Annotated in this window: 20 protein-coding genes and 1 tRNA gene; 9 read left to right on the top strand and 12 right to left on the bottom strand. The window is 45.5% G+C overall.

All coding sequences use genetic code 11. The features are described from left to right. The first annotated feature begins 84 nt into the window (after positions 1-84). The gene (locus DP923_RS10920; protein WP_112305888.1) at positions 85-663 is read left to right on the top strand and encodes a putative glycolipid-binding domain-containing protein; all 579 of its coding nucleotides are present in this window, start codon (positions 85-87) and stop codon (positions 661-663) included. 39 nt (positions 664-702) lie between these two features. Then, entirely contained in the window at positions 703-1,230 is a 528-nt protein-coding gene (locus DP923_RS10915; RefSeq protein WP_112305887.1) for a DUF4269 domain-containing protein, read from the top strand. Positions 1,231-1,296: 66 nt separating this feature from the next. Here DP923_RS10915 and DP923_RS10910 read toward each other — a convergent pair whose 3' ends face one another. Together DP923_RS10910 and DP923_RS16875 are read right to left on the bottom strand one after the other, a co-directional pair. Next, a complete protein-coding gene (locus tag DP923_RS10910) occupies positions 1,297-1,821 on the bottom strand; it encodes a hypothetical protein (protein ID WP_112305886.1) in 525 nt (174 codons plus the stop codon). Between the two features lie 102 nt (positions 1,822-1,923). Next, a complete protein-coding gene (locus DP923_RS16875) occupies positions 1,924-2,058 on the bottom strand; it encodes a hypothetical protein (protein WP_262510388.1) in 135 nt (44 codons plus the stop codon). A 110-nt stretch (positions 2,059-2,168) separates the two neighbouring features. Here DP923_RS16875 and DP923_RS10905 point away from each other — a divergent pair, with 110 nt between their 5' ends. After that, positions 2,169-2,717, top strand: coding sequence for a hypothetical protein (locus DP923_RS10905; RefSeq protein WP_112305885.1), 549 nt, complete (start codon positions 2,169-2,171; stop codon positions 2,715-2,717). 78 nt (positions 2,718-2,795) lie between these two features. On the opposite strand, the gene DP923_RS10900 is transcribed toward DP923_RS10905, so the two are convergent. Further along, the gene (locus DP923_RS10900) at positions 2,796-3,137 is read right to left on the bottom strand and encodes an MGMT family protein (RefSeq protein ID WP_112305884.1); all 342 of its coding nucleotides are present in this window, start codon (positions 3,135-3,137) and stop codon (positions 2,796-2,798) included. Between the two features lie 192 nt (positions 3,138-3,329). Between DP923_RS10900 and DP923_RS10895 the strand changes: the two genes are divergently transcribed. The 3 genes from DP923_RS10895 to DP923_RS10885 all read left to right on the top strand — a co-directional run bounded on the left by DP923_RS10895 (position 3,330) and on the right by DP923_RS10885 (position 9,125). After that, entirely contained in the window at positions 3,330-4,421 is a 1,092-nt protein-coding gene (locus DP923_RS10895; protein WP_112305883.1) for an efflux RND transporter periplasmic adaptor subunit, read from the top strand. A 222-nt stretch (positions 4,422-4,643) separates the two neighbouring features. Further along, complete coding sequence (locus DP923_RS10890) at positions 4,644-7,736, top strand: efflux RND transporter permease subunit (protein WP_112305882.1); 3,093 nt, start codon at positions 4,644-4,646, stop codon at positions 7,734-7,736. A gap of 45 nt (positions 7,737-7,781) precedes the next feature. Continuing rightward, positions 7,782-9,125 carry a TolC family protein gene (locus tag DP923_RS10885; protein ID WP_112305881.1) on the top strand — a complete coding sequence of 448 codons (1,344 nt, stop codon included), beginning with the start codon at positions 7,782-7,784 and terminating at the stop codon, positions 9,123-9,125. Positions 9,126-9,394: 269 nt separating this feature from the next. Here the strand turns inward: DP923_RS10885 and DP923_RS10880 are convergent, their stop codons facing one another. From DP923_RS10880 to mltG, 6 genes are all read right to left on the bottom strand, one after another. Further along, complete coding sequence (locus DP923_RS10880) at positions 9,395-10,084, bottom strand: acetyltransferase (RefSeq protein ID WP_112305880.1); 690 nt, start codon at positions 10,082-10,084, stop codon at positions 9,395-9,397. A gap of 160 nt (positions 10,085-10,244) precedes the next feature. Then, positions 10,245-10,329, bottom strand: a tRNA-Ser gene (locus DP923_RS10875). A gap of 118 nt (positions 10,330-10,447) precedes the next feature. Further along, positions 10,448-12,295 (bottom strand): DUF4153 domain-containing protein, encoded by a 1,848-nt coding sequence (locus tag DP923_RS10870; RefSeq protein WP_112305879.1) that lies wholly within the window; start codon positions 12,293-12,295, stop codon positions 10,448-10,450. A gap of 58 nt (positions 12,296-12,353) precedes the next feature. Further along, positions 12,354-13,325 carry a YihY/virulence factor BrkB family protein gene (locus tag DP923_RS10865; protein ID WP_112305878.1) on the bottom strand — a complete coding sequence of 324 codons (972 nt, stop codon included), beginning with the start codon at positions 13,323-13,325 and terminating at the stop codon, positions 12,354-12,356. Continuing rightward, the gene (locus DP923_RS10860; protein ID WP_112305877.1) at positions 13,322-13,735 is read right to left on the bottom strand and encodes an acyl-CoA thioesterase; all 414 of its coding nucleotides are present in this window, start codon (positions 13,733-13,735) and stop codon (positions 13,322-13,324) included. The genes DP923_RS10865 and DP923_RS10860 overlap by 4 nt, the downstream gene beginning before the upstream one ends. Positions 13,736-13,841: 106 nt before the next feature. Then, complete coding sequence (gene mltG / locus DP923_RS10855; RefSeq protein ID WP_112305876.1) at positions 13,842-14,912, bottom strand: endolytic transglycosylase MltG; 1,071 nt, start codon at positions 14,910-14,912, stop codon at positions 13,842-13,844. A gap of 257 nt (positions 14,913-15,169) precedes the next feature. Here mltG and DP923_RS10850 point away from each other — a divergent pair, with 257 nt between their 5' ends. Then, the gene (locus DP923_RS10850; protein ID WP_112305875.1) at positions 15,170-15,796 is read left to right on the top strand and encodes an L-threonylcarbamoyladenylate synthase; all 627 of its coding nucleotides are present in this window, start codon (positions 15,170-15,172) and stop codon (positions 15,794-15,796) included. Positions 15,797-15,846: 50 nt separating this feature from the next. Here the strand turns inward: DP923_RS10850 and DP923_RS10845 are convergent, their stop codons facing one another. The 3 genes from DP923_RS10845 to DP923_RS10835 all read right to left on the bottom strand — a co-directional run bounded on the left by DP923_RS10845 (position 15,847) and on the right by DP923_RS10835 (position 18,560). Continuing rightward, entirely contained in the window at positions 15,847-16,959 is a 1,113-nt protein-coding gene (locus tag DP923_RS10845) for a hypothetical protein (protein ID WP_112305874.1), read from the bottom strand. Continuing rightward, positions 16,953-17,582, bottom strand: a complete 630-nt coding sequence (locus tag DP923_RS10840; RefSeq protein WP_112305873.1) for an ABC transporter ATP-binding protein — start codon at positions 17,580-17,582, stop codon at positions 16,953-16,955. Before DP923_RS10840 ends, DP923_RS10845 begins: the two co-directional genes overlap by 7 nt. A gap of 99 nt (positions 17,583-17,681) precedes the next feature. After that, a complete protein-coding gene (locus DP923_RS10835) occupies positions 17,682-18,560 on the bottom strand; it encodes a lysophospholipid acyltransferase family protein (protein ID WP_112305872.1) in 879 nt (292 codons plus the stop codon). Between the two features lie 198 nt (positions 18,561-18,758). Between DP923_RS10835 and DP923_RS10830 the strand changes: the two genes are divergently transcribed. Together DP923_RS10830 and DP923_RS10825 are read left to right on the top strand one after the other, a co-directional pair. Further along, positions 18,759-19,364 carry a WbqC family protein gene (locus tag DP923_RS10830; RefSeq protein ID WP_239021011.1) on the top strand — a complete coding sequence of 202 codons (606 nt, stop codon included), beginning with the start codon at positions 18,759-18,761 and terminating at the stop codon, positions 19,362-19,364. A gap of 114 nt (positions 19,365-19,478) precedes the next feature. Further along, positions 19,479-22,076, top strand: a complete 2,598-nt coding sequence (locus DP923_RS10825; protein ID WP_112305871.1) for an ATP-dependent Clp protease ATP-binding subunit — start codon at positions 19,479-19,481, stop codon at positions 22,074-22,076. Positions 22,077-22,171: the final 95 nt, after the last annotated feature.

The raw sequence follows: 22,171 nt of genomic DNA, 5'->3' as shown, positions 1-22,171 counted from the left end.
AACACAGAACATTGTGTAAATGGCATCTCGGCCGACGGCCGCCGCCGCTTACACTAACCGTTGTGAGTAATTTGAAAAAGAAAGATGGACACTAATCAACAGGAAAAAATATTAATCTGGAAAAGAGACGATGAAAGTACTCAAACTATTGAGGTACTAAAGTTTAATAATACCAAAGCTGGTTTTCAGATAAAAAGTCTTGTTAGTGGTATCTTGAATAACAGACCAATTTTAATTGAATATCATATAATCATTGACCAAAAATGGAAAGTCAAAGAGATTAGCTTGATATCATTACTTACTAAAGATAAATTAGTCCTGAAATCTGGGCTTAATGAAAGGTGGTATGATGAGAAGAATAATGAAATAGCCGAATTAAAAGGCTGTATTGACATTGATATTTCATTATCCCCAATTACTAATACGCTACCTATAAAAAGACTGGGTGACTCTTTAATAAAACGAACTAAAATTACTGTTCTTTACATTAATCTAACAAATTGGAAGCATGAAAAAGTAGAACAATATTATACTAAAATATCCAATAATTTATATAAGTACGAAGGTGTTTTTAGAAATTTTGAAGCCGATTTGCCAGTTGATAACTTTGGCTTTGTTATGACCTATCCAACTTTATTTAAAAGAGTATTCCCAATGAGTTAAAACTGATTACAACGGACGGGTATATACAATTTAAAAAGATTGACGACAGACTTTACAAATATTGCATATCTTAAAGAAGGAAATAAGCGTCAGCAACAAGCCTTTATAGAATTGACTCAACTTTCAATTTTTGAGGATTTGCAAGCTTACAGACCAATATTGACAGGAACTATACCAATCGGAATCGACCTTCCAGAAAGTGATTTAGATATTATTTGTGAATGTTCTAATCACCAGGAATTTACTAAAACGCTTACTAGTTTGTACTCGGACAAAGACAAATTTGAAATTCGGACAAACACTTGGAATAACATAGTATCAACAGTCGCAACCTTTCGATCAGGAGAATTTGAAGTAGAAATTTTTGGACAAGATTGCCCGACCAATAATCAAAATGCATACAGGCATATGCTGGTTGAACATAAAGTCTTGAATTTAAAAGATGATAAGTTCAGAACGGAAATCATACGACTAAAACAAGAAGGACTAAAGACAGAGCCAGCTTTTGCAAAATTATTGGGTTTGGTTGGAAATCCTTATGTAGAACTGTTGAAATTTGAAATATAAAACTGTGTATGGTGCATACCCTGTGGGAGATTCACTATACACAAACCGTTACAAATAGCTTATTACTCAATCCATCTTAAAATCCAATTGGTACATCAGCACATCATTACTTGTGAGCGTGTAAGTAAAGTTTTTCTTGTCTTTGGATAGTTTTAGCGCCCAAATGCTGGTAGCGTTGCGTGGGCTAAGCTCCGAAGTATAACTATCAGCCGGGAAGCTTTGCGCTAGGGCAGTTCCAGCTTCTGTGGCTGTTCCGCCATACATCGCCATGGCGTCGGGGGTGCCGTCTTCGTGGCGGTGGTCGTGCTGCAAGGATAGGCCGCGCTGCTTGTTAAATTTCACAATTAAGGTCCGGGATTTATCATCGCCCACCCAGAAAGCGATCCGGATAGAATCGTTGGCAGCTTTGCTAACAAACAACTTCAGCTCTTTGCCTGCAATCGGGTTCTCGCGGGCCGGCGATACAGTGGCGGTGCCGGTATACGTTTTGCCATCCTGGGCGCGCAAGGCATTAAAAAATTGGTTCTGCTCTTTAGAAACCGGCGAAAAAGCAAGTATAAACGTGAACAGGAAAGAGATCAGAAGCGCCATAGTAAAGGTGCGTTTTAAATTAAAGTCAAGCCTCAGGGTTGGATGAGAAGTTATACAAAGTTTATACTTCCAAAGCCTTAAAGCGGGTTTAAGGTAGCAATTTTAAGCGAGAAGCAAGACCGGAATTATACTTTGCCCCGATTTTCTGCTCGTATCTCTGGTTACAAACCCAGGTTCAGAAGCCGAAAAGTATAAATCAATTGGCAAGTAATAAGTTACGACTTCCTTAGTTTGCATTTTCCCGGTATATGAATAAAATATAGTAAAATATTGTATAAATAAGCAGGTAATGATAGCTTGCACCCTTATCTGAAATCATTTTTTATACTTTACTGCAAGCCTAAACCATGAAAAAAAACCTTTACTTATGTGCTACTGTAGCCGCTATGTTCTTATTTAGCTGCGATTCTAAAACACAGGACGAAACAACGGATACTTCTACAACTACTACAGAAACAGGAAACAGCGAACAAGCCAGCGAAACAACTGCAGCTGTAGCAAACGAGCCCAAAACATATGCTGTAACTTTTACACCGGAAACAGCTGTTCTAGGCAAAAAGAAGGAAGCCAGCATTAAAATATTACCAGGCACCGCCACCGAACTGACCGATCCGGATGGAACCGTACAAGGCACTGAATTAACTTTTAAAATCAGCCTGACCAACAATAATAAAATTGGCGAGAATACCATCGGTGTATCTCCATCTGATTTCCGGTTGGTTTTAGAGGATAACACCTCAATATCACAACACTCTGGAAGTTACCTATCATCAGAGCCCGAGTCTACTACACAGTCATCAGAAATCACATATCGTTTACCTGCCGGAGCCAAGCCTAAAACGCTTAATCTGTTTTATGACGAAACGAGGGCATCAGTTAGCGTATCGATGCAGTAAGCACTTCGGTTAAGTTTATATTAAAATAAGCAGCCCTCGATTAAGTTCGGGGGCTGTTTTTTATGCGTACTGCTTTTTCTATAGTAATTCCTTTGCCGGGTCCCAGAACAGCTTTTCGAAATCCTGTACCTGGTCTTTTACTACTTTCACCCCTTCTTTTTCGAGCCGTTCCTGCATGGCATTGCCGGCTTCAAAATGCTGTTTGCCGGTCAGCATACCGATTCTGTTCACTACGCGGTGCGCCGGAATAGCGGTAAACGGCTGCGATGCAATAAGCGCCCAGCCCACCATGCGCGCCGACCCCTTGGAGCCGAGGTAACTGGCAATTGCACCATATGATGTCACGCGGCCTTCCGGTATCAGCCTTACCACCTCATACACATCCTCAAAAAAATTCTTTTTACCCTGTTTCTCTGCCATCAGAAAGAAATATTTATAAACGGATTAAACCTCGAAGCAGGTTGTTTGTCTTAACAAAGTGCTTATTCGTAGAGTTTAGGCCCATTACATTTTATAGTAATTACGAAAGATGTAACTTTAAACTTCCTCTTGTTTGCCTTGTTGCAAACAGGAAGCCTTACCAGAACTTATAACAACGGTGTTAGTACATAGATGAACAAAACCCTAAAAACTATCCTTATACTCGTTGCAGCGGCAGCGGTTGGTTACCTGCTCTTTACAAAAGTTTTTTCGAAGGATGAAGGTCCGAAAGCTGGCCCTGGCGGCGGCGGAGGTGGAGGCCCCCTTGCTCAGAAAGTTGCAGTGGATGTATATGTAGTTTCGCCGTCGGCTTATCAGAATAAAATTACCACAACCGGTACTGTTCTTCCAAACGAAGAAGTAGAGCTGCGCAGCGAAATTTCGGGGCGCGTAACCGGGATCAACTTTGAAGAAGGCAATAAAGTTAAAAAAGGCCAGTTGCTGCTCACCATCAACGACCAGGAAATGCAGGCACAGCTTCAGAAACTGCAGTCGAACCAGCGCCTGTATCGCGATATGGAACAGCGCCAGCGCACCCTCCTGGAAAAAGAATACATCAGCAGACAAGAGTACGAACAGGTTAGCAACCAGCTGGCCACCGCCACTGCGGATATCCAGGCAATGAAAGCTTCGTTAGCAAAAGCCTATGTACGTGCCCCTTTTGATGGTGTGGTTGGTTTGCGCCAGGTAAGCGAAGGCAGCTACGTAACAGCCGCTACACCTATTGCCCGCATCGTGGATATCAACCCGATTAAAATAGATTTCGCAATACCGGGCCGTTACAGCCAGCAGGTAAAAGAAGGCGATAAGATCACGTTCTCTACGGAAGGCAACCCCAATACGATGGAAGCCAAAGTATACGCGATACAACCAAACATCGACCCTACCACCCGTACGCTGCAGGTAAGAGCTATTTATGCCAACGCAAACGAAGAAATAAAACCTGGCGCTTTTGTAAGAACAGAACTCACCCTGAAAGAAACAGCCGAAGCTATACTTGTACCAACCGAAGCGATTGTACCGGAGGCAACAGGCCACAAACTATTTATAGTGAAAGGCGGCAAAGCAGAACCGGTTATGGTAAAAATCGGGCAGCGCTCTGAAACCATGATCCAGATAACAGAAGGCATTGCTCCTGGCGATACCATCATTCAGTCGGGTGTGTTACAGGTTCGCCCGGGTTCTGTGTTAAGCATCCGAAAGGTAAAAACGACAAAAGACTAAATACAGGAAGCGGTTTACGCAAAAGCGTTCTGAAACCTGGCTCTGCACGGCACGGTGTGCGTAATACAATGAACACCTGTAACATCCTGATAATTTTATACTTACAAAGTATAAAACGACCCTTATAACATGACAAACGGCGGATTGAAAGTATAAAGTATACTTCAGTTAGAACGTAGAACCGAGACAGCAGAATCAACTCATTTGATTTTAAATTAAAGTATGGCAAGCTTATCCAATATAAGTATAAAACGCCCGGTACTGGCCATCGTGATGAGTATCACGATCATCGTATTCGGGCTTATCGGGATCAACTTCCTGGGTGTGCGCGAGTATCCGAGCGTGGACCCTCCTATCGTAAACGTATCTACTTCCTACACCGGGGCCAACGCCGAAACCATCGAGTCTGAAATTACAGAGCCGCTCGAAGAATCTATTAACGGTATTGCCGGTATCCGGACACTTACCTCGTCCAGTAGCGAAGGTCGCAGCAACATTACCGTTGAGTTTAACCTGGGTGTAGACCTGGAAGCCGCCGCCAACGACGTGCGCGACCGCGTGTCCCGTGCGCAGGGTAACCTGCCCGACGATGCCGACCCGCCTACCATTGCCAAGGCAGATGCTGACTCGAACCCGATCCTGATGCTGGGCATCAAAAGCGAAACGCGTAACCTGCTGGAGCTTTCCGATATGGCCACTAACGTGTTTAAGGAACAGCTGCAAACCATACCCGGCGTAAGCTCCATTGATATCTGGGGCGATAAACGCTACTCGATGCGCCTGCGCATGGACCCCGACAAACTATCGGCCCTGCGTGTAACACCCGTTGAAGTACAGACAGCCCTGACGCGCCAGAACGTAGAACTGCCATCCGGAAGTATAGAAGGTGCCACTACCGAGCTTTCGGTAAGAACAATGGGCCGCATTTCTACGCCAGAGCAATTTAATAACCTGGTCGTACGCCAGGATGCTGACCGCCTGATCCGTTTCCGGGACATTGGCTTTGCTGAACTGGCTCCTGAAAACGAAAAAACGGTACTGCGCTTTAACGGTATCCCGATGTTGGGCGTGGTTATTATTCCGCAGCCGGGCTCTAACCAGATCGAAATTGCCGATGAGTTTTACAAGCGCCTCGAGCACATCAAAAAAGACATTCCGCAGGACATCGAACTGATCATCGGTTTCGATAACTCGCAATATATCCGGGCATCGCTTTTCGAAGTACAGGAAACTTTCTTTATCGCCTTTGGCCTCGTGGTTGTCATCATCTTCCTGTTCCTGCGCGACTGGCGTTCTACCCTTATCCCGGTTGTCGCTATTCCGGTTTCGCTGGTAGGTACGTTCTTTATCATGTACCTCATGGATTTCTCTATCAACGTGCTCACCTTGCTGGGTATAGTGCTGGCCATTGGTCTGGTAGTGGATGATGCGATTGTAGTGCTTGAGAATATTTACGCTCGAATAGAAGATGGCCAGGATCCTAAAAAGGCTGCTAAAAAAGGTTCGGAAGAAATATACTTTGCCATTATATCCACTACTGTTGCCCTGGCAGCGGTATTTATGCCAGTAGCGTTCCTGGAAGATGCCACTGGCCGCCTGTTTAAAGAATTTGGTATTGTAGTAGCCAGTTCGGTTATCATATCTGCCTTCGTATCGCTCACCATGACACCGATGATGTCGTCGCGTATGCTGAAGCATCATTCGAAGCCTAACTGGTTTTACCGCAAAACAGAGCCTTTCTTTAACGGCCTTACAAACGGCTACCGCAGCAGTTTGGAGAGCTTTATGCAGGTACGGTGGGTAGCTTTTTTACTTGTTGCGCTGTCTGCTGCCACCATCTGGGGCCTCATGACAACCATGCCATCAGAGCTTAGCCCGGATGAAGACCGAAGCGGTTTACGTATTAATGCAACCGGCCCCGAAGGTGCTTCTTTCGAGTTTATGGATGATTACATGCGCGAACTGACCACGCTGGTAAACGATTCGGTGCCCGGCATTGCCAGTATGACCAGTATGACGCGTAACGCTAACTCCGGCTTTATCCGCCTAAGGTTAGTAGATGCCGATAAACGAGAGCTAACTCAGCAGGAAATTGTAGACAAGCTTCCAGGGTTGGTTAACCAGATTCCGGGTGCTCGTGCGTTTGCTTCCGGTGATAAAGGCTTAGGTGGCGGACGTGGAGCCGGACAACCGGTACAATATATCGTGCAGTCGCAGAGTGTGGCTAAGCTGCGCGAGGTAGTTCCCCAGTTCTTAGAGGCAGCCAAGCAGGACCCTACCTTCAGCTTTGTGGATGTGAACGTAAAATTCAACAAACCAGAACTGCGCGTAGAGATCAATCGTGAGAAAGCCTTATCGATGGGTGTAAACATCCGGGATGTAGCGCAAACCTTGCAACTTGGCCTGAGCGGATCACGCTTCGGATACTTTGTAAAAGGCGGCAAGCAATACCAGATCATCGGCCAGGTAGAACGCGCCAACCGCAGCGAACCACTCGATCTGCGCAGCCTTTATGTAAAAAGCAGCACAGGTGAGCTTATACAGCTGGATAACCTGATCGAGTTGAAAGAAGAAAGCGCTATGCCGCAGATCTACCGTTTCAACCGTTTTGCAGCCGCTACCTTCAGTGCTTCGCTTGCCAAAGGGAAAACGATCGGAGACGGGATTGAAGCCATGGACGCCATCGCCGATAAAACGCTCGATGAAACGTTCCAGACATCTTTAACAGGGCAATCAAGAGATTTCTCTGAAAGCTCGAACAGTTTGCTGTTTGCTTTCACGCTGGCACTTGGCCTTATTTACCTGGCACTGGCTGCACAATTCGAAAGTTTCCGTGATCCGATCATCATCCTCTTTACCGTACCGCTTGCCCTGGCTGGTGCTTTGCTGAGCCTTTGGTTCTATAGCCAGACGCTTAACATTTTCAGCCAGATCGGTATGATCATGCTGGTGGGTCTGGTTACGAAAAACGGTATCTTGCTGGTAGAGTTTGCCAACCAGCGCAAGCAGGAAGGCCTGAACAAGTATGATGCAGCCATCGACTCTGCCGTATCCCGTTTCCGCCCGATTTTGATGACGAGTTTGGCAACCATTCTGGGTACTTTACCGATTGCATTAGCTTTGGGCGCAGGTTCCGAAAGCCGTGTTTCAATGGGTATAGCCGTAGTGGGCGGGCTTCTTTTCTCGACTGGCCTTACATTGTATATTATTCCGGCTATTTACTCATACTTCTCATCAGCTCATGCCAATGTAACAGAAGATGAGAAGGTAGAAGTTGAACAGTATGCAACCCATACTTCAGCCGTTACCAAATAGTTAAACTAATTTTTCAGCTACGAATTTTAAGAATCAGAAAATTTGATGTCTTCGATAAAAGTTATGGTACTGCTCGCAATGGCAGCACTGCTCCTACCAGGCAAATCCTATAGTCAGGAACAGCTTTCGCTGCAAGAGGCGATTCGTATTGGATTAGAGAACAACTACGATATAAAAGTTGTAACAACCGAACAGCAACTTAGCGAGAACAACGCCACGCTTGGAAATGCGGGCTTTCTGCCAACCATAGAGGGCCGCGTTACCCGGAATTTCAGCCAGAACGACACCCGTGACCAATTCAGCTCGAACGAACCACGCGAGATAAACGACCTGACAAACCAGTCTACGGTTAGTGGCGTGTACCTGAACTGGACTATTTTTGACGGGATGGGCATGTTTATCAACTATAACAGGCTGAAGGCGCTCGAAAAATCAGGAAAACTGTTTACCAAAGCCACCATCGAAACCACGCTATCAGACATCACCGATTCGTATTACCAGGTAGTGAGACAGGCGCGTAAAATTTCTGCCCTCCAAGATGCTATTGCCATATCAGAAGAACGGGTAGGTATAACGCAGGCACAATTTGATGTGGGCGTAAGTGCAAAAGTTGAAATTTTAAGAGCACAGGTAGATTATAACACCGACCGCTCAGAGTTTTTGCTGCAGCAGGAAGCTTTTAAAAATGCCAAGATCAACCTGAACCAACTGTTAGGCCGCAACCCGGAAGCTGATTTTGTACCTACCGATTCGATTGTAGTTGATCCGTCTATCCAGTACGAACAGCTAAACACAGGCCTGGCTGCCAACCCTACCTTGCAGCGTTTCCAGTTGAACAGAGAAGTTGCCCAGTTAGACCTTCGTAGCGCGCAGGGCCTCCGGTTACCGTTTGTTAACCTGACAGGTGGCTACGTTCGCAACGAATCAGAACAAAACCCTGCTATTATCGGGCAGCAGATCGGTACTAACTTCAGAGAGTCTACAGGCTTTAACTACGGCATCAGCCTGAACCTGCCTATTTTTAACGGTTTTGAAATAAGACGCCAGACCCAGAATGCCAAAGTGGCAATACAAGCCAATACACTTGCATTTGAACGCGAACAAAACAGGCTGCAATCCGAAATTGCGCGTGCCTACAATGTATACAGCAACCGCCTGCAACTGTTGGAGCTCGAAGAATCGAATGTGAAGCTTGCCCAGGAAAACGCAGCCATTGCCCTGGAACGCTACCGTTTGGGCTTGCTGACAGCGATTGAACTGCGCGAGGCACAACGTAACGAACTGGTTGCTGCCAACCGCCTCACCGACATCCAATACGAAGCCAAGGCAGCCGAAACGCAACTTCGGTTTATAACCAGCACACTGCTGCAGCCAACCACCACCGAGTAACAGAACCAACCAAAGTATAAACCCTCTGCCCGATTCTATTAGATAGAACCGAGCAGAGGGTTTATATTTAAAGCCGTTTACTTTTTTAAAATACAACTTTTTGTTACCCTTGCTGTGTGTTTTCACCAGCAAGTATTAACGTATAGCTGTCGTGAAAACACCAACAACGGCAGGTTTGGAAATTCGCTGCCCTATTCTATAAACTAGGATTGAGCTGAGGTTTATACTTTATAAGCTAGCTAGTACTGCCTTCTGAAGTATAAACCAGTTTATACTTTGGTTTTGTTTTTCTCGAGGGGATGCGCCGGTACGCCCACATACACGCCCGGTGTTGTAATCGGTTTTACCACAATAGCACCCATCCCGATCGTAACATTGCTGCAAATGTTAATACCTTGCCGCACAGCTGCATTCGTTCCGAAATAAACACACTCCCCGATGGTACAATTGCCGCTGATGTTAGCTGCCGGAGCTGTGGTAAAGTAATCGCCGATGATGCAATCGTGGCCAATGGTGGTGTGCAGATTTAGCTGCGCGTGCTTTCCAATTTTGATGGCACAGGTAAGGATCGTTCCGGCGGTTACAATGCTGCCCTCGCCCAACTCTACCCAATCAGAAAGTATGGCAGTAGGATGAATCACGGTAACGTACTGCGTGTTAGCCGGAAAATTCTCAACCGCTCTTTTCCGGATCTGTGGATTGCCAACAGCTACAACTACCGCGAAAAACGCAGGGTCAAAAGAGGAACGGGGGTAAATAGGCAGTCCCATTACGCTGGTGTCTTTGTAATCTTCGTCGCTCACCATAAAGCAGGCAATATCCTCGATCTTTAAACCGTAATGCTTAATCACATCCATCAGGCAGCAGAGTACTTCACGGCCAAAACCTCCGGTGCCGATAATACAGATTCTCTTGCCCTGGCTGAGTATACTTTCAATTTCTGATTTGGAAGGTGACATGCGAAAACGTTATGCAAAGTGTAAAAAAGCAACTTGCTTGCTGCAATTTCAAAGTATAAATCCGGTTTTCAAACTTAAAAATGCGCTTGAAAGTATAAATCTGCCTTAAAACAAAAAAGCTGCAAATTCCGGACTTTCGGATTTTGCAGCTTTGCTTTTGTAGAGAGTGAGGGATTCGAACCCCCGGACCTGTAACAGTCAACGGTTTTCAAGACCGCCGCATTCGACCACTCTGCCAACTCTCTGTACTCAATTACGATTACAAAAGTAGGGTGTGGCTATCAATTATCAAAACGGAAGTACAATTTTTTTATACTTCAGAGCCCTACTATTATCTAACATGTTGGCAATAAGGCAGAAAATTTACTTCTTTTTTCGGATCAGCAGTCTGCCATTCAGGTTTTCGAGGGTATAGCTGGCTTTTTTCCGGTTAACAGAAAGGTGCTGTACTTGGAAGTTGGCTTCAAAACCAGCACTTTCAAGCTGTATCATCAGTTGGTTTTGAGGCATCTCACGTGTTGGTTCTTTCAGGAGTTGGCGGTAAAATTGGTTTAACATATATGTTGCTTCATCATCGCCTAGTATAACCTGCAGCTGCTCCGTGGCAGGCAGGTAGGTTACAAAAAGCGAATCTGCGCCCAGTTTATACTTCATGGGGTTCGGGGCATTCGGGTTTTTGAAGTTACCATCGGCGGTAAAGTATACTTCCATCATATAATCGTAGCCGCTCACATTCCACACTTTTTGCGGCTCCTCTTTTACATTAAAGTACACCAGATTTTGGTTGGCTATGGGATAAAGCCCGTATGTTAGCCCCATTTCATCCATCACCAGGGCAGTGCGGTTGTAATCGTAGATGCGGTGCGGCTTCAGGGAATCTGCATGTTGGGCAAGAAGTGAGTCCAGATCAATTTTAAACCATGGTTTTATACTTTCGAAGCCATGCATGCGCTCCAGGTAATGCATAATAGAACTTACCTCCTGCTCTGCTTTAAAAGGCACTTTTTGATTGGCCTTCACTATACTTCCGTTTACCAGCACCTTGTTATTTTGCAGGATAGTTTGTAGCCGGTTTACCTGGCTCCGCTCCGATACCTGGAATGCATTGAAAGGTCCGTAGGCAGCAAATAAAGCCAGCAGGCTTAAAGTCACAGGTATAAATTTGATGTTCTTTTGAGCGCTCAGCAGAAAGTATAAAGCCGTGCAGAAAAGCCAGAACGCCAGTGCCATTACGATGTAACGCGCTTCGGTAATGCCATATTCGGAAACGCGGCGCCAGATGGCTAGTATTAAAAGTATGATGAGCGGAAAAAGTGCCCGGTAAAACCATTTGGAGAATGTCCGGATCCAGGTGTTTCCGGTTTGGTGGCGAATGGGATGAATTAATAAAAGCGATAAAATACCGGCCACCGAAAAGCAAAGCACCAGCACTGATACCCAGCCTTTAGGCCATGCCCACTGCACCACAATCTTGCCGAAGTACACATACAGAATAACCAGGTAAAGTGTAACCAGCGGCAACAACACAAACTGGGTAAAAACTTTCAGGCTTTTCGGGTATTGCGTATCCTGTTCGAGTTGCCGCACATCGGTTGGCACGCCGGCCAGAAAAAACCAGGTATTAAAAATGCCCACCAGCAGTAGCCATAATTGCCCGTACCGGTCCGAGTCTATGTCAACATCAAACAGATTATCAATTGCAAGTATGGCCAGTGCCAGACCTACAAACAACACAGCAGAGTAAAGTGCGGAGGTAAGTATGCGCAGGAAAAGGGCTTTGTTGAATTGCCAGAATGCGTTCTCTTCGCGGTGGTTAAAGAACATGGCATACGCCGCTGCCAGGTGCAAAGCAAGCGCTAACAGAAATAACCTGATCTGGTGTTTTTCCTGAAGTTCGGTGGGAAGAAGAATATAGTAGATGATCAGAAAAATCAACCCGGAAACCCACAGCATGACGCGCTTAGCGAACCTGAGTTTATACTTTGCAGCCAGCAACTCAAGGGTGAAGAATAGAATCAGGCCGATGGCGGAAACGATGATCAGTTTGTTCAGGTATTCATACTTGCTTAACTGCTCATACGGAATCTCTACCTTAACAATTGCAGCAACAGTGCCTGTTATAGCCGAAAGCAGCACCAGCGGGTAGCGCAGAAATGTGTGCCAGGCTCCTTCCAGAAACTCCTGCAGCGAAATGTTTTTAAACAGGCTCATACGTTCACTTTTTGTATGAAGATAGTAAAAGCTTATTACCTGTTGCGGGTTCTGTGTGTTAAGTTTTGAGCGTTTTTGCCTGGTCTTTTTCTACGGTGCGGCGGGTAAGGCGTTTGGTTACGGCATCGATGCTGACATTGATCTCGAAGCCAAGGATCAGGATCATCGAAATAAAATCCAGCCAGATCATCAAACCGATCAAAGCGCCCATCGAACCGTAAAATTTGTTGTAGCTATCGAACGCGCTGATGTAGAGCGAAAAGATCATCGACACTAAAAAGATAAGCACCGTAGCTACCACCGCGCCCGCCGAAATAAAAGGCCATTTGTCTTCTATGGCAGGCACAAAGTAATAGATAAGCGACGTGGCAAGCAGGAACAGCAGGATAATAGCCACATACTTCAACAGCACGATCAAAGTATAGGTATAACTTTCGGTGACTACTTCGTAAAAAACGAGCACATCCAGTATCCACTGTCCGAAAAAAATGGCCGCTACCGCAGTTAAAAGTATAAGCGAAAGCGCCGCTGTCAGTATAGTGGCAATCAGGCGCTTGCGTATGTAAGTGCGCTTGTAAAAGGTATGGTATTTTTTATCGAAGGCGTCCATCAGCGACATAATGCCATTGGTGGAAAGTATGAGCGCAAACAAAAAACCGAACGAGAGCAGGCCCCCGCGCGGTTTGTTTACAATATCCTCGATGGTCGTATAGGCCACCGTATACATTTCGGCGGGCATAAAATCGGCGAGAAAATTTAGGATGCTCTCACTCAGATCCAGCGACAGCACGCTCGGGATATAAGGTATGAGCGTGAAAAGGAATATAATGGTAGGAAAAGTAGCCAGCGTAAAGTTAAAGGCCATGTAAGAAGCCCGCTTGGTGATAGAATCCAGGCGCAGCTCCCCAAGCAGTACGTCCGCCACCTCGTATACCGAAGACCGGCCTTTGTTAAAACGCCAGCGCTTCAGGAACACGATCAGCTTCCGGTACGCCCGACGGCGCTTCAGATATTGCTGGTTTAGCTTCATTCGCTAAAGTATGAATCCAGTTTCTGGTGGATCAGTTCCGGCACGGCAGTTGGCCTTCCGGACTTCATATCTACAAATACCATGGTTGTTTCGCCTACGTTCAGCAGCGTGCCTTCCTCGTTGTATACTTCGTACTCAAATAATATACGGGAGCCGTGCGGTTTTTTCTTCAGGAGGAGCTTGATGGTCAGCAGGTCGTCGTATTTGGCCGGGCGAATGTATTTACACTTCAGCTCGAGTACCGGCATCATGGTACCGGTCGCTTCCATCTCTTTGTAACTGATACCCAGCTTCCTGAAAACCTCGGTACGGGCTACTTCATAATAAGCGCCGTAATTGCCGTAGTATACATAGCCCATCTGGTCGGTTTCGGCATAGCGAACCCGTAATTGTATTTCTGATTCAAACATAATCTTTATTTAATTAATGTATCAGGTAGCACGTATCAAGTAACACGACTTATTACTATAACTCAAAATCGTGATACATGTATCGCGATTCGTGATACGCTCAAGTTTACTTCATGATGTTACGTGCGGTCAGGGCATTGCGGTAACGGCGTGCGTTGGCCAGGTGCTCTGCTTCTGTAACGGCAAAACTGTGGTACCCCGAAAAATCTTCTTTCGCACAGAAGTAAATATACTTATGCGATTCCGGGTTCAATACCGCATCAATGCTGGATATATTGGGCACATTGATCGGGCCGGGCGGCAAACCTTTATACTTGTAAGTGTTGTAAGGTGAGTCGTGGCGCAGGTGCACATTCAATACCCGTCTGATCGTGAAATCACCCACACCAAACACTACGGTCGGGTCGGCTTGCAGCAGCATTCCTTTTTGTAAACGGTTTAAGTATACACCGGCTACGCGCGGTTTTTCGTCGTTCTTGATTGTTTCGGCCTGCACGATAGAAGCCAGCGTGGATACCTGTTTCTGCGTTAGTCCCAGTTTTTCGGCTTTAGCTTTTCGCTCTGCCGTCCAGAATTTATCGTACTCGGTTTTCATGCGCTGCATTAGTTCCGGGGCGGTAATGGTCCAGTATACTTCGTAGGTGTTCGGCACAAACATACTTACGATGGTGGTTGTATCGAAGCCAAGCGTTTCCAGGTATTGCGGGTCGTTTAGCAAGCTATCAATCTGGGCGGGTGTTGGCTCCAGGTCGGCGGCCAGTTTTTCGGCCAGTTGGCTGCGTAACCGGATGTTGGTAAACGTAAGCTTGAGCGGCGTTTGCTCGCCGAGGCGCAGCACGCCTATCAGTTGGCGGTTGTTCCAGCCATGTTTCAGTTCGTAGCGGCCCGGTTTTACCAGTTTGTTGTAATCCATCAGCTTGGCCATAAAGCGCAGCGACAGATGATCAACAATAGCACCGGATGCTTCAATAGAATCCATGGCCTGCTCATAAGTTGCGCCCGTCGGGATGTGTACAAAGACTTCCTTCTCCTTTGTATCCACGTTAGAAGTATACACGATCTGGTATGCGTAATACGAAAAGCTCACAAACAGTAGCAGGAACAAAACGATCAGGCCAGGCAGAATAACGCCTTTTTCTTTTCTTTTTCTTTTGGGTGTGGTTGATTCTTGGGTCATGGTAACTTAAAGGCGCGGTTTATAGTTTGGGTTCCGCCGCTTATACTTCAGGATTCAAAAATAATACATATCCCGCTCATCTTAACAATTTTAATGCGGCAGAAAGTTGGCGTGTCGAAAAGTGAAAGGTTAAGGGAGATAATTTATACTTTGGAATCTCTGATCGGAAGGCGACAAGGGCAGCTACATTTTGAAACGATACAGCTCCTAAACAAGTATGCGTTTAGTACTTTTGCTTTCATCGAAAAACATAACCCATGAGCAACGCAACTTTCATACAGATACATCCGGATAATCCGCAGGAAAAAAAGATACGCGAAGCAGCGGCCATACTTCGCAACGGCGGTGTGATCATCTACCCAACCGATACCATCTATGGCCTGGGTTGCGATATACATAATGTGCGCGCCGTGGAACGTGTTTGCCAGATAAAAGGCGTGAAACCGGACAAGGTAAATTTGTCTTTTATTTGCTCTGACCTGACCCACATTTCGGATTATGCCAAGCTGGATACGCCCACCTACAAAGTGATGAAAAAAGCGCTGCCGGGTCCGTTCACATTTATACTGGAGGCAAGTAGCCGGGTGCCGCGTTATGCAGGCAGCAAAAAGAAAACGGTCGGTATTCGTGTGCCTGATAACCAGATTGCTTTGGCACTCGTGCGTGAACTTGGCAACCCGATCATCTCCACCTCCATCCACGACGAAGACGAAGTACTGGAGTATAGCACAGACCCGGAACTGATTTACGAAAAGTATAGAAACCTGGTAGATGCCGTGATAGATGGCGGTTATGGAAACAACATAGCCTCTACGGTAGTGGATGCAGCCAACAACTTCGAAATACTACGCGAAGGTGCCGGCGATCTGGAACAATATCTTTAGAGTTCTGAGTTACGAATTCTGAATTCTGAATTCTGAGTTCTGAGTTAACTTTAACTTCCGGAAGTGTTAAGTTCGAATCTGTAGTAGCTCCGGTAGAATATCAAAAGCGCCAGCAGGAGTTCGGAAAGTATAATAATTGAAATACCACTTGGCAAAAGTATAGCTGAAGCAAAATAAACAAAGCAGGCCACCCACGTAAAGCGCTGCTGTTGCATGCCAGGCAAGTATAAAACCGAAGCCAGGAGGAGCAACTGTCCTATACCGGCACTGAACGTAAGCAGCATATCAGGCAACGAAAGTATACTTCCGGTATAAGAGATCATCCAGCAGAACTCAGGAAAAAGTATAAGTACAGACGTTAGCAGGTAAGAAAGAAAGCGGTTTGTTCTGGCTATTGGCAGGTTTCGGGTAAAGGCCAGCTGCTTTTCCGTAAACTCAAAGCTGAAGTATACCACCATACTATGTGTTATGGTAACGATCAGAAATAAAAGCCTGAAATATGCCAGCGAAAAATTACCTTCGTGCAGTATAAAAACCAGGTAGAAAATAAAAAACGAGAACACCTTCAGGGCCAGCCACGCCAGCTTCCGTTCATACAAAATGTAAAAAACGGGGTATACAACAGCCGGCTTTACAAACCCGATTCTGAAAGGAAGTTTTATAGTAAAGTTTATACTTGCTGTGTGGTAACTGTTCAGTTTTCGGTAGTATAAGTAGATGGCTGCTATAGTTATAAGTATCAGGTAAACTACAAGTATGGCAACACTGTTAAGCTGCCCTGTTCTAAGGCCAATACCTATCGTGAAACCAGCATAAATAAGCACCGGCAAATAAAGTATAAACTGGCAACCGAAAAGTAAAAGCAACTGCCGCTTTACACTAAATGCCTGTAAATTTATCAAAAAGCTATTCTCTTCTTTTTCGAGGTTACGGTGCACAAAGGCCAAACATTTATAGGCATAAAATAACCAGGCCGCCATGCCCAATGCCATTCCGATAACAGAACTCAGGATAAGTTGCATCAGCCCTGCATGGTAAATCACTACCTGCCCTGGATCTACGATTGCGAACATCACCAGGAAAATGAACATGAAAAAACCACCGTTCTCTTTGTAGAACTGAACCACCAGCAACCGGTAAAGCAGCGCAGCAATGCCTAGCATAAAATTGGCTGAACTTGAATGGTTTTATCGGCTACCAGGAGTGTAATTGGGTTGAGCTGTACAAAAGCCTGGTGCGAACTTATCAGGAAAGTTGTGCCACCATTGCTGTATTTTTCAATCAGAAAATTAAGGGTTTGCTGGGCCTGCTGGTCTAGTGTAATGAAAGGCTCATCGAGCAGAATCACGTTAGAATTTCCGGTAAATGCCAGCACCAGTGCCAGTTTTTTTGCCATCCCGCTGGAGTAGGTCCCTATCTTATCGGAGCTATACCTGCCAATGCCGAACACCCCGATAAGTTCATCTACCTGTTTCTGTTCGGCTTGCCGCGTTTTTTGGTAAAACCTGATCAGGTCGTTGCCCGTCAGGAAGCCCGGATAAACCGGTTCGGCCTCTGCATAATTTACAAGTTGCCTGTAGCGGATCGGGTGCTGTTTTATACTTACTTCATCAACGGTTATCTCTCCTTCAAAAGGAATAATGCCGGCAATAGATTTAAGCAGAGTAGTTTTACCAATTCCGTTCTCGCCTTTCAGCCAGTACAGCTTATACTCCAGTTTCAGGTCAGGTAGGGCAAGTACAAGGTTATTGTTATAGCTTTTCCTGTAGTTTGTTAACCGGATCATAAAGCATACTTAGCGTGGCAGATTTAAGCAAGAAAACATAGAACGAAAGCTATACTTTAAAATTGCAATCTCTTTCTAACTTCCCAACTTTTTAACTTTCTAACTCTTGCTGTGTTTCCAGCGGCGGTGGGTCCAGAGGTAATTGGCGGGCGCACGGCGAATGGCGGTTTCCAGTTTACGGGCAAAAATTTCGGTAACGGGGCAATCGGGATCGGTGCCATCTGTAATCTGCTCGAACATTAGCGTGTAATATCCTCTTTTGGTGCGTTTTATATCCAGGAACAGCACAGGGTATTTAAACTTTTTGGCAAGTTTTTCAGCGCCTTCGTAAAACGGGGTATCCTGGTGCAGAAAGGTGGTCCAGAACGTAATTTCGTGGCGCATCGGGGTTTGGTCCGAAAGCATGGCAACCACGCGCGGTACCTGACGGTTGGCAGCAAAATCACGCAAGGTTTCTTTCATTTTGATTAAGCGCGCGCCCAGGTTACTGCGTGTTGCCAGCATGTAGCGCTCAAAAAAAGCATTGTTCAGCGGTTTATAAACGCCTTCTGCCGGAAACGAAAACTGCACAGCGCCCGCCGACAAAATCCACTCCCAGTTACAGGAGTGCGAACCCATGGCAATAACCGGCGTGCCTTTCTGAACAAAATCATCCAGCAATTCCTGGTTCGCGAATACAATACGGCGTTCCATTTCTGTTTTGTTCATGGTGCGGAGTTTCAGTATTTCTACCACCACATCCATAAATTGCCTGTAAAAATCTTTCCGGATCTGCTTTAAGGCTGCTTCGCTTTTTTCGGGGAAGGCATTGCGCAGGTTTTGCTTTACTACTTTTTTCCGGTAGCCGATCACATAATAAACCAGCACATACAAAACATCCGAAAGCAAGTATAAAACCGACAGCGGCAAACGCGATAAGCCGCTAAGCAAGAGCCAGAGTGGGTAATAATGTAACGGAATACCAGATAAATTAGCCATACACAAAAGTTCGGCGTAAAGGTACAACCAATCAGAATTAAAAATTATGAATTATGAATTAGAAATTAGCCTCACTAGTATTGCAGACGCATCATCTGGTTAATAACGATGCTGAAAGTATAAATCAGCAACAAAGTAGGTTAAAGACTTTTCCGCGTTCATCCGTAATTCTTAATTTCTAATTCTTAATTCGCAAAAGTGATCCTCCTCACCGAACTACACTATAACCCGCCACAAACATACTTCCGGCACCTGCTGCAAGCGGATGGTATACTACTTGAAGCCCATGAAAATTATACGAAGCAAAGTTACCGCAACCGCTGCCACATTTTAACGGCGCAAGGCGTGCAGCCGCTTAGCATCCCTATACGGAAGGGCAACAGCCAGCAGAAAACCCGCATCACCGAGATCGAAATTGATTACAGCCACAACTGGCAGAAAATACACTGGCGCACCATACAGGCAGCGTACGGCCGGGCTCCGTATTTTGAATTTTACAGCGATTACCTGCAGGCTGTTTATGCGCAGCAGCCGAAATATTTATTTGACTTGAACATGGATTTGTTGCGGCTTTATCTTAAATTACTAAAACTGAACAAACCGCTCGCTTTAACCGAATTTTATACTTCGGATGCAGCGGCAGATGTGCTGGATCTCAGAAATAAGCTACATCCCAAGATCAATCCTGACAATTTGCACGTAAAAGCCTATACGCAGGTTTTTGGCAAACATTTTGTACCTGATCTGAGTATACTTGACTTGTTATTTACACAGGGGCCAGCATCCATCATGTACTTACAGTAATGCCATACACAGGCTGAACATTTGTACATTTCAGTTTGTTTCAGAAACGGGTATCAGTCGATCACCCGGTATAATAAGCCAGTATTAGATTTTCTTTAGAATTAAAAAGTATACATGGAAGCTAAATTCTCAAACCGAGTGAAAGAGGTTATCTCGCTCAGCCGTGAGGAAGCTATTCGGCTCGGACATGACTATATAGGCACGGAACACCTGGTGCTGGGCATGATTCGGGAAGGAGAAGGGACCGCCATTTCTTTGCTCAAAAAGCTGGGAGTTTCAGTAGATGAATTAAAGTACGCTTTAGAACAGGCTACCCGAAACACAGCTTCGCAAAGCAGTAACATTACAGGCAGTATTCCGCTTACAAAACAGACTGAGAAAGTGCTCAAGATCACGTACCTGGAGGCTAAAATCTTCAAGAGCGACATCATTGGTACCGAGCACCTCTTATTATCCATCCTCCGGGATGAAGACAATATTTCTTCTCAAATCTTAGCGAAATTTAACGTGAACTACGAAGCAATAAGAGACTCTTTGGATTATCATAGCAATAATCCTTTGGCATCGTCAGACACCGATGATACGGATGATTCTGACAAGTTATTTGGTTCCTCTTCCTCCAGATCTGGTAGCAGCGCTAGCAAAAAGGCTGGCGAAAAATCGCGTACTCCGGTGCTCGATAATTTTGGCCGCGACCTGACCAAACTGGCTGAAGACGACAAACTTGACCCGATTGTGGGCCGCGAAAAAGAAATTGAGCGCGTTGCCCAAGTGCTAAGCCGCCGCAAGAAAAACAACCCGATCCTGATAGGTGAACCGGGCGTTGGTAAAACTGCTATCGCTGAAGGCCTTGCCCTGCGCATTATCCAGAAAAAGGTAAGCCGCGTGCTGTTTAACAAGCGTGTAGTAACCCTTGATCTTGCCTCTTTAGTAGCCGGTACAAAATACCGTGGCCAGTTTGAAGAGCGTATGAAAGCAGTGATGAATGAGCTGGAAAAATCTCCGGATGTGATCCTATTTATTGATGAGCTGCACACGATTGTAGGCGCTGGTGGTGCTTCCGGTTCTTTGGATGCATCCAACATGTTCAAGCCTGCCCTTGCCCGTGGCGAAATCCAATGCATCGGGGCTACTACGCTGGATGAGTATCGCCAGTACATCGAAAAAGATGGTGCACTTGCCCGTCGTTTCCAGATTGTGATGGTAGACCCTACCACACCGGAAGAAACCATGGAGATCCTGCACAACATCAAAGACAAGTACCAGGACCACCACCACGTAAACTACACCGATAAGGCAATTGAGGCTTGTGTGAAGTTAAGCGACCGCTACATGAGCGACCGTTTCTTACCAGACAAAGCCATCGATATTTTAGATGAAGCTGGTGCGCGCGTACATATCAACAACATCATCGTTCCGGAAGATATCCTGAAGCTGGAAGAGCAGATCGAGAACATCAAAGGCGAGAAAAACCATGTGGTAAAAAGCCAGAAGTATGAAGAGGCTGCCCAACTACGTGACAAGGAGAAAAAACTGATAGACCAGCTCGAAACGGCGAAGAAAAGCTGGGAAGAAGAGACCAAGAAAAAACGCTATACGGTAAAAGAGGAAAATGTGGCAGAAGTTATTGCCATGATGACAGGTATACCAGTAAAACGTATCGCGCAGAAAGAAGGCGTTAAACTGCTGAACATGGGCGAAGAGCTGAAAGGCAAAGTAATTGGCCAGGACAAAGCAATTGGTCAGTTGGTAAAAGCTATTCAGCGTACGCGTGTTGGCCTGAAAGACCCTAAAAAACCAATTGGTTCGTTTGTATTCTTAGGTCCTACGGGTGTTGGTAAAACAGAGCTTGCCAAAGTACTGGCTACTTATCTGTTCGATAAAGAAGATTCGCTGGTAAGAATAGATATGAGTGAGTACATGGAGAAATTCAGTGTGTCTCGCTTGGTGGGAGCGCCTCCGGGTTATGTTGGGTACGAAGAAGGTGGCCAGCTGACTGAGAAGATTCGCCGTAAGCCATACTCTGTTGTATTACTGGATGAGATCGAGAAGGCGCACCCGGATGTATACAACCTGTTACTGCAAGTGCTGGATGATGGTATCTTAACTGACGGACTTGGCCGCAAGGTTGACTTCCGGAATACGATCATCATCATGACCTCTAACATCGGTGCCCGCGACCTGCAGGATTTTGGAGCCGGCATCGGTTTCATGTCTAAATCGAAGCAGGACAATGTGGACGACATCATGAAGAGCACTATTGCCAGCGCGTTGAAGAAAACGTTCTCTCCGGAGTTCCTGAACCGTCTGGATGATGTGATCGTGTTTAACTCGCTTGGCCGTGAAGATATGCACAAAATCATCGAACTGTCGCTTAATAAACTGTTCAAGCGCATCGAAACGCTTGGTTACAAAATTGAGCTGACCGATAAAGCGAAAGACTTTGTAGCAGAAAAAGGATATGATCCAAAGTATGGCGCACGACCTCTCAACAGAGCGATCCAGAAGTATGTGGAAGATCCGATTGCAGAAGAAATTCTGAAGGCAGAAGTGAACCAGGGAGATGTTATCCAGGTAGATTTTAAAGAAGGCGAAGAAAAGCTGACCTTTGTATCAAAGAAAAATACCGGTAAAAAATCCAAGGAAGTTTCTGACGATATCGAAGAATCGGAGTCTACAAAAACTAAGGATACAGATAAATCGAAAGACTAAGTAAATTTTAAAGTATAAAGAAAGGCTACCCGATTACGGGTAGCCTTTCTTTTTTTGTTTAAATCAACCGCTTTCAAATCCGATCAGAAAATCAA

Origin of the sequence: Pontibacter arcticus, from assembly GCF_003284895.1 — a bacterium.
GTDB lineage: Bacteria > Bacteroidota > Bacteroidia > Cytophagales > Hymenobacteraceae > Pontibacter > Pontibacter arcticus.
This window is presented reverse-complemented; position numbering and strand designations above follow the sequence as displayed.